The organism is Gilliamella sp. X-46 (genome assembly GCF_057063525.1).
The window spans coordinates 28,942-43,351 of sequence record NZ_JBXSQH010000004.1; the positions used below are offsets into that span (position 1 = coordinate 28,942).

General features: G+C 40.1%; 10 protein-coding genes. 4 read left to right on the top strand and 6 right to left on the bottom strand.

The window, feature by feature from the left end; all coding sequences use genetic code 11:
• Positions 1–46 precede the first annotated feature (46 nt).
• Positions 47–613 carry a peptidylprolyl isomerase gene (locus tag ACYIAJ_RS05125; protein ID WP_483559716.1) on the top strand — a complete coding sequence of 189 codons (567 nt, stop codon included), beginning with the start codon at positions 47–49 and terminating at the stop codon, positions 611–613.
• Positions 614–669: 56 nt separating this feature from the next.
• On the opposite strand, the gene pepB is transcribed toward ACYIAJ_RS05125, so the two are convergent.
• On the bottom strand, positions 670–1,950 hold the full coding sequence (pepB, locus tag ACYIAJ_RS05130; protein WP_483564420.1) for an aminopeptidase PepB: 1,281 nt from the start codon (positions 1,948–1,950) through the stop codon (positions 670–672).
• 101 nt (positions 1,951–2,051) lie between these two features.
• Here pepB and ACYIAJ_RS05135 point away from each other — a divergent pair, with 101 nt between their 5' ends.
• The gene (locus ACYIAJ_RS05135) at positions 2,052–2,825 is read left to right on the top strand and encodes a tyrosine-protein phosphatase (protein WP_483559719.1); all 774 of its coding nucleotides are present in this window, start codon (positions 2,052–2,054) and stop codon (positions 2,823–2,825) included.
• A gap of 50 nt (positions 2,826–2,875) precedes the next feature.
• Here ACYIAJ_RS05135 and ACYIAJ_RS05140 read toward each other — a convergent pair whose 3' ends face one another.
• Positions 2,876–3,496 (bottom strand): 4'-phosphopantetheinyl transferase family protein, encoded by a 621-nt coding sequence (locus ACYIAJ_RS05140; protein WP_483559721.1) that lies wholly within the window; start codon positions 3,494–3,496, stop codon positions 2,876–2,878.
• A gap of 104 nt (positions 3,497–3,600) precedes the next feature.
• Here ACYIAJ_RS05140 and metC point away from each other — a divergent pair, with 104 nt between their 5' ends.
• Both metC and tilS read left to right on the top strand, forming a co-directional pair.
• Positions 3,601–4,818: a cystathionine beta-lyase gene (gene metC, locus ACYIAJ_RS05145; RefSeq protein ID WP_483559722.1), complete on the top strand. Its 1,218-nt coding sequence runs from the start codon at positions 3,601–3,603 to the stop codon at positions 4,816–4,818.
• 32 nt (positions 4,819–4,850) lie between these two features.
• Positions 4,851–6,137 (top strand): tRNA lysidine(34) synthetase TilS, encoded by a 1,287-nt coding sequence (gene tilS / locus ACYIAJ_RS05150; protein ID WP_483559815.1) that lies wholly within the window; start codon positions 4,851–4,853, stop codon positions 6,135–6,137.
• An 89-nt stretch (positions 6,138–6,226) separates the two neighbouring features.
• On the opposite strand, the gene ACYIAJ_RS05155 is transcribed toward tilS, so the two are convergent.
• From ACYIAJ_RS05155 to ACYIAJ_RS05170, 4 genes are all read right to left on the bottom strand, one after another.
• Complete coding sequence (locus tag ACYIAJ_RS05155; protein WP_483564421.1) at positions 6,227–8,407, bottom strand: heavy metal translocating P-type ATPase; 2,181 nt, start codon at positions 8,405–8,407, stop codon at positions 6,227–6,229.
• 121 nt (positions 8,408–8,528) lie between these two features.
• Positions 8,529–9,332, bottom strand: a complete 804-nt coding sequence (gene suhB / locus ACYIAJ_RS05160; protein ID WP_174787092.1) for an inositol-1-monophosphatase — start codon at positions 9,330–9,332, stop codon at positions 8,529–8,531.
• A gap of 1,119 nt (positions 9,333–10,451) precedes the next feature.
• A complete protein-coding gene (locus ACYIAJ_RS05165) occupies positions 10,452–12,140 on the bottom strand; it encodes a hypothetical protein (RefSeq protein WP_483564422.1) in 1,689 nt (562 codons plus the stop codon).
• Between the two features lie 390 nt (positions 12,141–12,530).
• On the bottom strand, positions 12,531–13,880 hold the full coding sequence (locus tag ACYIAJ_RS05170; RefSeq protein ID WP_483564423.1) for a hypothetical protein: 1,350 nt from the start codon (positions 13,878–13,880) through the stop codon (positions 12,531–12,533).
• Between the last annotated feature and the right edge of the window lie 530 nt (positions 13,881–14,410).

Sequence of the window (14,410 nt, forward strand, 5' to 3'; positions counted from 1 at the left end):
ATATTCGGTATAATCAGCCTCACACCTAGATTCAAGGAATTAATATATGAAAAAAATCAAACTATTATTTATTACAATATTACTAACTTTGCTTTCTACTGTTGCGTTAGCAGATACTAAGGTGTTATTACAAACTAGCATGGGCGATATTGAAATTGAACTAGATAGCGAACATGCCCCAATTACCACTAAAAACTTTCTTGATTACGTTAATAGTGGATTTTATGAAAATTTAACTTTCCATCGCGTCATTCCTGGATTTATGGTTCAAGGTGGTGGTGCTGATGATCAACTAAAATTCAAAGATAATAACCCACCCATCAAAAATGAAGCGGATAACGGTTTAAAAAATGATCGCGGCACCATTGCAATGGCAAGAACCAGTGAAGTAAATAGTGCTACTAGCCAATTCTTTATCAATGTCGTTAACAATGATTTTCTTAATTACCAATCTCCAGAGCAATATGGTTATGCTGTATTTGGTAAAGTGATTAAAGGAATGGAAGTCGTTGACAAAATTGTTAATGTGCCAACTAAACGCGTAGGGCCACATAAAAATGTACCCGTTGAGCCAATTTACATTAAAAAAGCGACTGTTATTGAAAGCAATTAACTAATTGATAATATCGAAATAAAAAAACCACTTTTTCAAGTGGTTTTTTTTCGGTCTTATTTAAGTTTGCTAAGTAAATTAGCAATTGTTCTAATCCCAACGCCTGTTGCACCTGTTGCCCATAATGCTGTAGCGCTTTTGCGGAATGTTGCAGAGCAATCAATATGTAACCAATTTTGCTGATAATTTTTAATAAAATGTGATAAAAAAGCCGCTGCAGTACTTGCTCCTGCGGTATTAGGTAACCCTGAATTTGCCATATCAGCAAACGATGACGGAAATTGAGAACGGTGAAATTCTGCCAAAGGTAATCGCCAGAACGCTTCATGTTCCAAGTTGCTACTTGCTAACAATTGATTAGCAAAATTATCATCAAAAGAGAGCAGGGATTGATAATCGTTTCCCACTGCAATTTTAGCAGCACCAGTGAGCGTTGCGCAGTCAATAATATAATGAGGTTTGTCATTATCGGCACAAATCAAACCATCAGCTAAAACAAGGCGTCCTTCGGCATCGGTGTTATCAACTTCAACCGTCTTGCCATTACGATAACGAATAATATCGCCAAGTTTAAATGCATTGCCACTGACTAAATTATCGGCACAACATAAATAGAGTTTGATGCGATGATGTAGCCCTCGTGCAATCGCTAGCGCTAAAGCCCCTGTTACTAATGCTGCACCGCCCATATCTGAACGCATAGACTCCATAAAGCTACTTGGTTTTAAGCTATAACCACCCGAATCAAATGTAATTCCCTTGCCGACTAAACAAGCGATAATAGGTGCGTTAGGATCTTTAGTAGGATTATAATCAAGCTCAAGTAACGTAGCCGGCCTATCTGACCCCTTACCTACCGTATAAATCCCCATATAATCGTGCTCTTTTAAAGCCTCGCCTGAAATGATGTTATAAGTGATATCAGATGAATAAGCACTAACCAATTTTGCACTTTGGGTTGCTAGTGCTAACGGACTTAATGTTTCGGCTTGCTCATTAACAATATCCCGACACCAATCAATAATCGCTAAGCGATTTTTTAGTTCTTGCTTATCTTTGCTATTGAGTTTTGGCCAAGTTACCTTGGTACTTTTTTTGGCATTACGATAACCTAACCAAAAATGCCAACAAGCTTCAAGATCCCAATTTTCACCACTTAATTTAACTGAACTTATCCCTTGGTTATCTAGCTTTCTTCCTGCGCGTTGAATTGCACCTAAGCGATGTTCCGACTTATAGTGAATAGTAATAATATTATCGGAAAAACTCAGAAGAGCATCCTTTCCCCATTGCGTTGGAGCTGATTGATCAGAAAGTAAAATAGATAACGTCGACATAATAAATACCTTAATTATGAGTTAAGCCAAAACAGTGGCTTAATTCTAATCAGAAACATGTTAATATAGCAAGCGAAGTTAAGAATAAATAAGGGTGAATGATGACAACCGTTGTACAAATAAAAAATGGGATTAATTTTCGCGATTTAGGTGGAATCAAAACAACTGATGGTCGTCATATTCGCTCTGGCATGCTATACCGTTCTGGTGCATTTTCACTGATCACGCCAGAAGAACAGACTTTTTTATCTAATGAGTTAAACCTGCATTATATTTTAGACTATCGCGATCCTGATGAAATTGCCCGAAATCCAGATAAATTATGGCAAAACACTCATTATATTAATGTACCTGCTAACCCTTTGAGCGATACAGTCACCGCAAGTTTAACAAGCGATCTAGGCAATACCCACCAAACACTTAAAAAAAATGCGCCATTTGATTTTATGGTTAAGCTTTATCAACTACTCCCATTTAATAATCCAGCTTACCAACAACTTTCATCAATCCTACTAAACTCACAAGGTAAACCACTAGTGCAACATTGTGCGGTGGGGAAAGATCGTACGGGTGTTGGCGTCGCATTAACGCTGTTTGCTTTAGGTGTGAGTGAAGAAGCTATCATGCAAGATTATTTATTGACTGAACAACTATTGTCAGATTATCGTGAAAATCTATTACGCCAATACCAACATAAGATTACTCCTGAGGAATTTGAAAACCGCAAATTAATTTTTGCCGCCAAAAAAGAGTATTTAACGGCCGCATTTGACGCAATTAAAACACGTTACGATACCATTGACAATTGGTTATCACAGGAATATCAATTAAACGCACGCAATAGAAAAATAATCCAAGATATCTATTTAGTTTAATAAATAGCAATGATTTATTTTACCCTAATAGATAATAGCAAAAGGCTATATTAAGATAACAAAATCAATTTAGAAATCGGTTGATTACTGTTCACAGAAAGATGAACATCGCCCACTTGACGATATTGATAATAAAAATCTTGCCCAAAAGGCGCTGTAATCATCTGCTGTTTTAAGTTAACTTTAACCGATTTTATTTGCCAAACCCCTTTAGCATACAGTTTTAATGCTGACTCTTTCAACGTCCATAATTGCCAAAAAGCCGCTAATGTATCGTCTTGCTTAAGCATCCATTGATATTCATCATCCGCAAAAAAATTTTTAGCCACGTTTAAATAATTTTTGCGCGGGCGTGCCACTTCAATATCGAGCCCAATCATCCCCGTTAATGAAATCGCCACCGCCACAGCATCTTGGCTATGACTAATATTAAAGTCAGGTAAATGACGTTCTAAAAAACAAGGGCGACTATTATCGCCAATGACCATTTCCGGTAAAGTTGGAATATGACAGTACTGCTTAAGCAAATTGGCCAATATTGAGCGACACACTAAAAACTGTTTTTTGCGTTCATCATTGAATTTATCAGCTTCAGCAACAATTTGTGGAGGCAATAATGAAAAGTCAATTTCGGTATGATTCAAATTAGCAAGTTGAATTATTAGTGTCATCGGTCAGTGAGCATTCACAAAAATTATTTTTTACTATTTTAGCAGCATGCTATTCTAACTGTTATAAAAATATAAAAATTTATAAAATTGCAAAAGGAATCATTATGTCATTACCAACAAAATTAGTTCACGCAGGACGCAAAAAGCGTTATACACAAGGTGCGGTTAATTCGGTTATTCAACGTGCATCATCACTCGTTTTTGATTCTATTGAAACCAAAAAAGAAGCCACAAAAAACCGTGCTAATGGCGCATTATTCTACGGTCGCCGCGGCACATTGACTCATTTTGCACTACAAGATGCGATGGTTGAAATTGAAGGCGGTGCCGGTTGTTACCTTTATCCATGTGGTGCAGCAGCTATTACTAATGCTATTTTGGCTTTTGTGAAAACGGGTGATCATATTTTAGTATCAGAAGCCGTTTACGAACCCACTCAAGATTTTTGCCAACACATTTTAAAAGATTTTGGTGTTCAAACTGATTACTTCTCACCATTAATTGGTCGCTATATCGCAAATCACATTAAGCCAAATACTAAAGTCGTGTTTCTTGAATCGCCAAGTTCAATAACCATGGAAGTTCAAGACATCCCCGCCATTGTTAAAGCCATTCGAAGTGTTAATCCTGAAATCATCATTATGATAGATAACACATGGGGCGCGGGTATTTTATTTAAAGCGTTAGAGCATGATATTGATATCTCAATACAAGCCGGTACCAAATATCTTATCGGCCATTCTGATGCCATGATAGGCACGGCGGTTGCTAACGAGCGCTGTTGGGAAACATTGCGCGAACGTTCTTACTTAATGGGACAAATGTGTGATGCGGACACCGCCTATATGGCTGCGCGTGGTTTACGCACATTAGCAATAAGATTAAAACAACATCACGAAAGCGGTTTAAAAGTAGCAAAATGGCTAGCAAGTCATCCAAAAGTGGCAACCGTCAATCACCCAGCATTAGAAAGCTGTAAAGGACACGAATTTTTTAAACGTGACTTTTCAGGCGCAAGTGGCTTATTTTCATTTATACTCAAAGATCGATTAACCGACGTGCAATTGTCTGATTTTCTTGATAACTTAACTTATTTCTCAATGGCTTATTCATGGGGTGGATTTGAGTCATTAATTTTAGCCAATCAACCTGAAGAACTCGCAAATATTAGACCTGTATCTGGCATAGACTTTACAGGAACACTTATTCGACTACATATAGGTCTTGAAGATCCTGATGATTTAATTGCCGATCTTGCTGCTGGTTTAGATAGAATCAAACAACATAAAAATAAAGCCAATGCATTACAAAGCTTAGTGTAATTAAATAGAAGATGAATAACCCACACCCAACAATGTTTGATGAAAGCATCAAACAAACAATTATGCATAAAATAACACACCACAAAGCACTACTGGTTGCTTATAGTGGTGGTGTTGATTCAACCGTATTAATGGATGCGCTAGTTGCACTCAAACAGCAATTGTTACCTGATTTAAAGCTAAGAGCGATCTATATTCACCATGGTTTAAGCAACAATGCTGACAACTGGGCAATGCATTGCCAAAAACAATGCCAAGCATGGCAAGTGCCGCTAATCATTGAAAAAGTCAAACTCGACCCTAGCGCAGGAAACATCGAAGAACAAGCCAGAAACGCACGTTACCAAGCTATCTATCGTCACTTAACAGATGATGAAACGTTATGCACTGCACAACACCTTGATGATCAATGCGAAACATTCCTTTTAGCATTAAAACGCGGGAGTGGTCCAGCGGGGCTAGCTGCCATGCCACAGGAAAATCAGCAACATCTTCGCCCTTTATTAACCATTTCACGCGCACAAATTGAAACTTATGCTAATCAGCATCAACTCAACTGGATAGAAGATGAAAGTAACCAAGATGATCGTTATGACCGCAATTTTTTACGCTTAAAGGTCTTACCAACATTGAATCAACGTTGGCCACATTTTTCGCAAATGGTGGCACGCAGTGCTGAATTATGTCAGCAGCAAGAAGCGTTAATTAATGAATTATTATTGGCTGATTTTCAACAGATGGTTAGCCAACAAGGACAGCTAAATCTAGCGCCTTTAATGGCGTGTTCAGAATATAAACGCAATGCTATAATGCGCATGTGGCTACGATCCCAACAAATCACTATGCCAAGCCAAAAACAATTAGCACTCATTTGGCAAACGGTTGTGCTAGCAAAAGAAGATGCCAATCCTAAATTCATACTACACGACAAGCAAATTCGTCGCTATCAAAATCAACTCTATTTATTACCGTTATATCAAGATATTGAACAACAAATCCTTAATTGGGATTTGGCTTTGCCCTTAATTCTTCCTGATAGTATTGGTCAATTACAGGCTAATTATCAAACTGATTTATCTTGCCGTTTACCCCATGCAGATGAACAAGTCACTGTACGATTTCATGCTCAAGGACAATTTCAAATTATCAATCGCCATGGTTCACGATCAATAAAAAAGCTATGGCAAGAACATAACATTCCACCGTGGATGCGTACACGAATCCCATTGATTTACTATAATGAACAACTGATCTGCGCGGTTGGCGTGTTTATTACCGAACAAGGGAAAGGCACACAAATCAGTTTTAGCCTAATTTAATTATCTATACAGTCAAACGCACAAATAACTAAGGCGGTAATTAGCCGCCTTAGTGTAAAAATTAAAATCCTAACGATTACCCTACAAGATTAAGCTCTTGCTTTCCAACGTTTAAGTAACAACGCATTAGTAACCACACTCACGCTACTTAATGCCATAGCGGCACCAGCTATCATTGGATTTAAAAAACCGAATGCCGCTAGCGGAATGCCAATCAAATTATAGAAAAATGCCCAAAATAGATTTTGTTTGATTTTATTATAGGTTCGGCGCGAAATATCGATTGCATCAGCAATTAAAAACAGATTACCACGCATAAGGGTAATACTTGCTGCATGCATAGCCACATCGGTACCCGTGCCCATCGCAATACCAATATCCGCAGCCGCCAATGCTGGCGCATCATTAATCCCATCCCCCACCATTGCCACTCGATGATGGGTATTAACATGACTTTCTTTTTGTAATTGATAAACATAATTGGCTTTATCTTGCGGTAACACTTCAGCAATGACTTTATCCAAGCCTAACTGCTGCCCAACGTAATTCGCCGCTTTCTGGTTATCCCCAGTTAACATAACGTTTTTTACATTTAACTGATGCAACGCTTCAATGGCGGTTTTCGCTTCTGGCTTGATTACATCAGCAAAACCAAATAGCGCTAATATCACCACATTACCTTCTAATTGCTGTTTAGCTAAAAATGAAATGGTGTAACCTTTACTGGCTAACTCATTAATCTTATCGTCCATGCCAACAAAATAGGCATTTAATGATTTCATCCATCGCAAGCTACCTAAATAATACTGCGTATTATCAACAGTTGCCATCACCCCCGATCCCGCTACCGAGGTAATATTTTGAGCATAACCATACTCTTTAGCCTTACTTAAAATGGCTTTAGCAAGTGGATGCTCACTACCGGCTTGTAATGATGCGGCTAGCGATAAAATTTGATCGGGCGTCTCACTACCTATAATATCCATTTCGACTAATTCAGGCTTACCTATGGTGAGAGTACCGGTTTTATCAAATGCGACCGTATTAACATTGTGCAACGTTTCTAACGCTTCGGCATCTTTAATTAAAATACCATGGCGAGCAGCCACCCCAGTCCCCACCATAATCGCGGTTGGTGTTGCCAAGCCTAACGCACATGGGCAAGCAATCACTAACACCGCAACGGCATAAAGTAATGCTTGCTGCCAATCATGCAATATCACTCCCCAAGCCAATAGCGTAACTAGTGCAATCAATAAAATCACCGGCACAAAAATCGCACTAATGCGATCAACAATTCGTTGAATCGGTGCTTTCTTGGCCTGAGCCGATTCAACCATTGCAATGATTTTGGATAACGTAGAATCGGCCTGAATAGCTGTAGTTTGAACAAGCAATAAGCCTTCACCATTAATCGTACCACCTGTCACCACATCGTTAACGGATTTATTTACAGGAAAGCTCTCACCGGTTAACATTGACTCATCGCTACTTGATGCGCCTTCAATCACAATACCATCAACCGCAATACGCTCGCCGGGCTTAACAATAACAATATCCCCGACATTCACTTGGCTAATGGGTAAACTCACTTCTTGATCACCTTGCTTAACTAACGCAACATCAGGCCGTAGCGCACCAAGCGCTGCAATTGCTTGGGTGGTTTGATGTTTAGCGCTTGATTCTAGCCATTTACCGATCAAAATTAAGGTAATAATAATAACTGACGATTCAAAATAAAGATGTTCACCCTTGCCAGTCATCACCTGATAAACTGATAATCCATACGCAGCACTTGTGCCGATAGCAACCAATAAATCCATATTGCCAGCCCCTGCTTTAACCGCACTAAAGCCACTTCGATAAAATTTAGCCCCCAAGCCAAATTGTACAACCGATGCAATCCCCCATTGCAACCAAGCCGGCATCATCCAATTTATCCCAAACGGCGCTAATAACATAGGCAGCACAAAAGGAACAGCCAGTATTACAGCGGTGACAATAGTCCAGTGAGGTGATGGTTTTTTCGATTTTTGTGGATCACCTGCTGACTCAGTAATTTTAACCGCATGATAACCCGCTTTATCAACCGCAGACATCAATTTTTCGAGCTTTACATGTGCATCAGCGTCAACCGTTGCTTTTTCAGTCGCCAGATTAACGCTAACATCAATCACCCCATCGACTTTTTTGAGTGCTTTTTCAACGCGCCCAACACAAGATGCGCAGCTCATATCTTCAACAATAAAATGATATTGGACCGTTTTCATGATATATACCTTATATGGTTTATCGAGTTTAAAGTTAGTATATACTGAATATTAAAGGTTATGCACAAAAATAAAGCGGTGATCACAGGGCTTATATAACCCTGTGAAAAAAGAAAGGAAATTAGTTACGTAATTTTTCTGGCCAATCGTTTTGGGTAGAAACTAATAAATCTTTTACAATTCTAGGATTACCAGCCACAACATTGCCCGAAACCATATAATTATTACCACCAGCAAAATCGGTAATAACGCCACCAGCCTCACGCAAAATCAGCTCACCAGCAGCGATATCCCATGGTTTTAAGCCAATTTCAAAAAAGCCATCTAAACGACCTGCGGCAACATAAGCCAAATCTAAAGCAGCCGAACCTGCGCGACGAAAATCGCCACACTTAACAAACAACTTTTGCAAAACGGCAAAATAGCTGTCGCTGTATTGTTTAGCTTTAAACGGGAAAGCTGTTGCCAGTACGCTGCCGTCTAAATCTTTGGCATTACTCACACGAATGCGGTAACCATTAAGTTGAGCACCTTTACCACGAGCAGCCGTAAACAGCTCATTACTCATTGGATTATAAACCACAGCGATTTCGGTTTTACCTTTAACTCGCGCCGCGATTGACACAGCAAAATGAGGGATATTTTTGATAAAATTGGTCGTACCATCAATTGGGTCGATTATCCATTGTGTATCCGCATCATTACCTTTAACAAGGCCACTTTCTTCGGCAATAATAGTGTGGTCAGGATGAGCTTTTTTGATTGTTTCCACAATTAAAGCCTCGGCCGCACGGTCCACATTAGTGGCAAAATCATTAGCGCCTTTGGCTTCGATCTCGATTGAACTAGGGTTTTCATAAGCCTTAATGGCCACATTGCCTGCTTTACGAGCAGCGCGAATAGCAATATTAAGCATCGGATGCATAATTTTCTTCCAATTGATGATGTTAAAGAACGGGTTGATTTAGTAAGACTAATTTAGAGATACTAAAAATTACCGCATAGTATAAAGGTTTTGCTACTTTATTGCCAGAGTATAAGGGAATTGATAGGTAAAATAGTTTTGGCGGGGCGTTTTTTACAAAAATCACCTTATAAAACACGATACCACTCCGCAAAAAACGAAAGCTATGCGGTTTGTCTTGTTCCGGCGGCAGAATGTACCGACAACAGAGCGAGGTCAGCACGCCAAACAGGGATGTTTGGCGAGGCTATTCTCCGTCTGGAACGGATAATAGCCGGTGCGTTAAGACTGAGCGACGGCGTCGGGTAGCCGTAGACCACATTCTGCAGCCAAGCGTGGGATTGCAAAGGGAATTCGCTCTAATTCCCTTTGCTCGGACGTGGTCACTGTAGCTATTTTGTTCACCTAAGGTCAAAACGTCCGAAACCTACGCACCCAATTTATTCTATTCACCAACCCAAAAGGCCTGATTTTCCGCCCAAAAATCGGTCAGAAAAGGTATTAATTTTATTAAAGTTTTTCCGGATGTTTTTTAACAAAAACTGCCTTATAAAAACACAATAACCTATTCCAAAAACGATGGTTATGTTGTTGTCTTATTCCGGCGTCAGAATGTGCCGACAACAGAGCGAGGTTAGCACGCCAAACAAGGATGTTTGGCGAGTTTGTGGTGCGCTTGGAGCGCGTCCACAAACGGTGCGTTAAGACCGAGCGACGGCGGAGGGTAGCCGTAGGCCACATTCTGTAGCCAAAGCGTGGGATTGCAAAGGGAATTCGCTTTAATTCCCTTTGCTCGGACGTGGTCACTGTAGCTATTTTATTCACCAAAGGTCAAAACGTCCGAAACCTTGCCGTACTATAAATAGACCACGAATTTAAACCGCCACAGCGTAATCACTAGAATTGCCAACCACGCTTTCAGCGTCGGCGGCGGGGGCGGCGCGATTGTGGCTTTGCCACAACTGCGCAACCCTAAGGGAATACCCCACTTACGCGGGGGCTTTATTCTTTGATAAATTCTCCGCTATTGGCACCATAACCGCCCCCGCGGCCTAAGGATTGAGGACTAAGAAATAAAAGTTAAGGTGTGGTGCAAAAAGCGAAGTAGTCGACGTTCCCAGGCCAATCGTAGATGATGCCTTCTTCCCAGCCGACATAGAAGCCATTTCCACCTGATGCATCGCTGGTCCAGTACTCAAGGCTGCCACTAGCGCCCCACTCCGTGAAAAATCCTGCACCTATATGACGCATGTAATTATTAGCAGATGAGTTAGGCGCTGCGCCAGAAATAGAATTACCATTTGTTTTCACCGCGTTAGTTAAATCCCTAACCCTAGCAAGACGATAACCCAAACGTCTACACCAAGATATTTGATTAGATTGAGTATCCTGCCTTCCTCGCGAGACGAACCACTGCTTTAACACAAATCCATATTTAACCATCACATTACCCCCACTATCCCTACCCACTACCTCAAATGTCTGTGGTAAAGATGGTACAGCTAGAGGACTAGGATTACGTGAATCTCTCTGAGTACTATCAGTCCTAGGACCGCTTAGCTTAACACGTGCGACAACTTTTCCTCTATCAGCACGAGGAATCCATAACATATTAGCTGTTACACTTGTCACCGTAGCTGTTATACTACTACCATTCGTGACAACAGACCACGTCAACTGACGTGCATCGACTCCACCTATGTTTAAATCAAAATACAAACCATCAGCACCCGTTGTCGGAAAATTTCGGTCGTAAGATGATGAATCATTAGACTGAGCTAAAAAACCCTTTGTAGGAGACCATATGTTAGATGGACCTGCGTACTTGGAATCGTCACGGACACCATCAACACTATCACCAGTACCACCAAAGTACAATTTCGGCCTTGCGTAACAAACACGAGGAACAGTGTTATACGGATTGATATAATAATCCACCGTAGCTCCACTAAAACTACTAATCCTTGGCACACCATACTGGGTAGTTAAACTTCCTCCTGTACTTCTTAATGTTACCTTATAAGGAGCACCACAAATACTTAATGTATCACTACGACTAACGGTATTGCCATTTTTATCCCTAAACGATACCGATATACTCCCTGTAGCCGTTACTCCATTAGCTCCCTGTCCATCCCCATCATCATCTCCCCAATAATTATACCTAGTGACTAAATCACTTAAACTCACTGAATTCACTGATGATGGGATTAACATATCTATATCTCCCAAAGTACTTCCTGCATAAGGTAAAACTATTGGATTTGTAGCACTTGATGGATTGGTTGCCGGTGTGTACCTTCTACCATCCCGCAACTTAATAGACAATAAACTATCTGTTGAAGTTGCCTTTGTCCGACCTCTATCAAACGTCAAATACGGCGCACTACCCACTATTTCCCTTGATGTATGTGCCGTTAATGCCACAGAACTCTGCGAATACGACAACAAGAGCAGCAGCGCAAATAATAACGACAATTTAGGTAATCTAAATAAGCTAGGTAACTCAAGCAAGCTAAAGAAGCTAGAGATGTTAGAAAGGTTAAGTAAGCTAAGTAAAAAACTTAACCCCGACGAACACCACAACGATAACCTTGGCAATAATGCCAAGCCCGAAGACCGCGATAAATTCGGCGACTTCGTCAAACGCGATGAGCTCGATAACCTCGGTGATGAAAATAAGAACTGTGTCTGATTTAGACTACGGTGAAATTGAAAAAGATTTAAGGCATAGGTTTGGCAGGCCATGTGCCATACATGGTAACGCATTTCGATTACCCTGTCAAGTAATTTTTTGTTTTATTTACACTTTTTATAATTAACCGCTCGGCTAACGAGCTTTCCCTTGCTTTAAAAGCGATTAAATTATAACCGGTTGAGTAATTATGCGCTAGTTTTTTTGTTAAATATTTGTAAAGTTTTGTTAACTAAATAGGGTTGAGCTTTTGTTGGAGTATTCTGGAGAATGGAATAGATTGGGTGCAGAGGTTTCGTACGTTTGTAGTTTAGTGTTCAAAATAAACCTCGGATTTAATCTGCAACAGCGCTCCCAATAAAGCCCCCCCCTGCTAAGTGGGGGCGCTGTTCTTTGCGATATTACTCTCTATTGGCACCATAACCGCCTTGCAGCCCAAAGGATTAAGGACTCAGCAATAAAAACTAAGGTGCGGTACAAATAGCAGAGAATCTGAAGCTGGCACTGTAGTTGTAGACATCGCCGCTGTCCGTGTAGACATGGAAGCCCTCCGCGGCATTTGCCACGTCGTTTGTCCAGTAGCTGATGCCGACGAAGCCTGCATCGACGTAATCGTTCAGTTCGCCCCACTCAGTGAAAAAACCTGCACCTATGTGACGCATGTAACGATTACCAAATGAATTAGGCGTGGCGCCAGAAATAGAAGGACGAGCTGTTTTGACTGCATTGGTTAAATCTCTTACCCTAGCAAGACGATAACCCAAACGACTACACCAAGAGGATTGGCTAGATTGAGTATCCCGTTTATCACCCCGATGGACGAACCACTGCTTTAACACAAATCCATACCTCACCTCATTACCACCACTATCCCTGCCCACCAATTCAAAGGTCTGCGGCAAAGATGGCAACGGGGTAAGCGGACTAGGATTATCTGATTGTATTTGAGAGTTATCCGTCTTAGGACCACTTAACTTAACACGTGTGACAACTTTTCTTCTATCAGCACTAGGAATCCACCCATCACTAGGTGTAACACTTGTCACCGTAGCTGTTATATCGCCACTCGTGACCAAAGACCACGTCAACTGACTTCCATCTCCCCCTTCTATGAGTAAATCAAAATATAAGCCATCAGAACCCGTAGTGGGAAAATTACGATCGTAAGAGGATGAATTTGTAGACTGAACTAAAAAACCCTTAGCAGGATCCCATATGTTAGCTGGGCCGGCGTAATAGCCTGTGCCGGCATAAAGATTCGGCCTTATCGAACAAATACGAGCAACACTGTCATACGGATTGATATAATATGTCACTGTCTGACCACTAAAATAATTTGTATTAGGTAAACCGTACTGTGTAGTTAAACTACCTCCTGTACTACTTAATGTTACCCTATAAGGAGCCTTACATATATCTAATGCATCACTACGACTTACTGTATTACCATTCCTATCAGTAAAACTCACCGATATATTCCCTGATGCCGTTACACTACCATCTCCATCATCATCCCCCCAATAATGATACCTATTGACTAAATCACTAAAACTCATTGAATTAGCTGATGATGGGATTAACATATCTATATTATCCAAAGTATTTCCCGCATAAGGCAACTTTATCGGATTTGTCGCACTTGATGTATTTGTCGACGGTGTGATAACTCGTCCATCCAACAACTTAATAAACAATAACATGTCTGTGCTTGTTACCTTAGTCTGACCACCATCAAAGGTAAAATATGGCGCACTCCCCTCAATTACCTTTGATGTATACGCTGTTAATGCCTGTGAACCTTGCGAATATGACAATAACAACAACGACACAAAGAACAACAAGAATTTAGGTAATTTAGACAGCCTAAAGAACTTCGAAAACTTTGGTGATAAAAATAAGAAATGAGTCTGATTTTGACTATGGTGAAAATGAAAAAGATTTAGGGCGTAGGTTTGGCATGCCAGATGCCAGATGCCAGATGCCGATTATGGTAGCGCATTTTGATTAACCTGTCAAGTAAATTTTTGTTTTATTTCAATTTTTTATAATTATCCGCTCAACTAATGAGCTTTTCCTTGCTTGAAAAGCGCTCAAATTGTAACCTATTGGTTAATAATACGCTAGTTTTTTTTAAATTTGTAAAGTTTTGTTGAGTGAATAAGATTAAGATTTTTGTTAGCGTGTTTTGATGGAGTGTTTTTTTGTTTAAAAGCAATAAAATAAAAACTTTAATAAAATCAATACCTTTCCTGACCGATTTTTGGGCTCTTTAAATAGTGGTCATTAAATAAGTTCTGTTGATTAAATGTAATGTTTGAAAATAAGCTAGCGTAACTTTATTTTG

Bases quoted from the DNA above. Each gene is read 5' to 3' on its own strand.
- ACYIAJ_RS05125 (WP_483559716.1), top strand. From the start codon at position 47: ATGAAAAAAATCAAACTATTATTTATTACAATATTACTAACTTTGCTT.
- pepB (WP_483564420.1), bottom strand. From the start codon at position 1,950: ATGTCGACGTTATCTATTTTACTTTCTGATCAATCAGCTCCAACGCAA.
- ACYIAJ_RS05135 (WP_483559719.1), top strand. From the start codon at position 2,052: ATGACAACCGTTGTACAAATAAAAAATGGGATTAATTTTCGCGATTTA.
- ACYIAJ_RS05140 (WP_483559721.1), bottom strand. From the start codon at position 3,496: ATGACACTAATAATTCAACTTGCTAATTTGAATCATACCGAAATTGAC.
- metC (WP_483559722.1), top strand. From the start codon at position 3,601: ATGTCATTACCAACAAAATTAGTTCACGCAGGACGCAAAAAGCGTTAT.
- tilS (WP_483559815.1), top strand. From the start codon at position 4,851: ATGTTTGATGAAAGCATCAAACAAACAATTATGCATAAAATAACACAC.
- ACYIAJ_RS05155 (WP_483564421.1), bottom strand. From the start codon at position 8,407: ATGAAAACGGTCCAATATCATTTTATTGTTGAAGATATGAGCTGCGCA.
- suhB (WP_174787092.1), bottom strand. From the start codon at position 9,332: ATGCATCCGATGCTTAATATTGCTATTCGCGCTGCTCGTAAAGCAGGC.
- ACYIAJ_RS05165 (WP_483564422.1), bottom strand. From the start codon at position 12,140: ATGCGTTACCATGTATGGCACATGGCCTGCCAAACCTATGCCTTAAAT.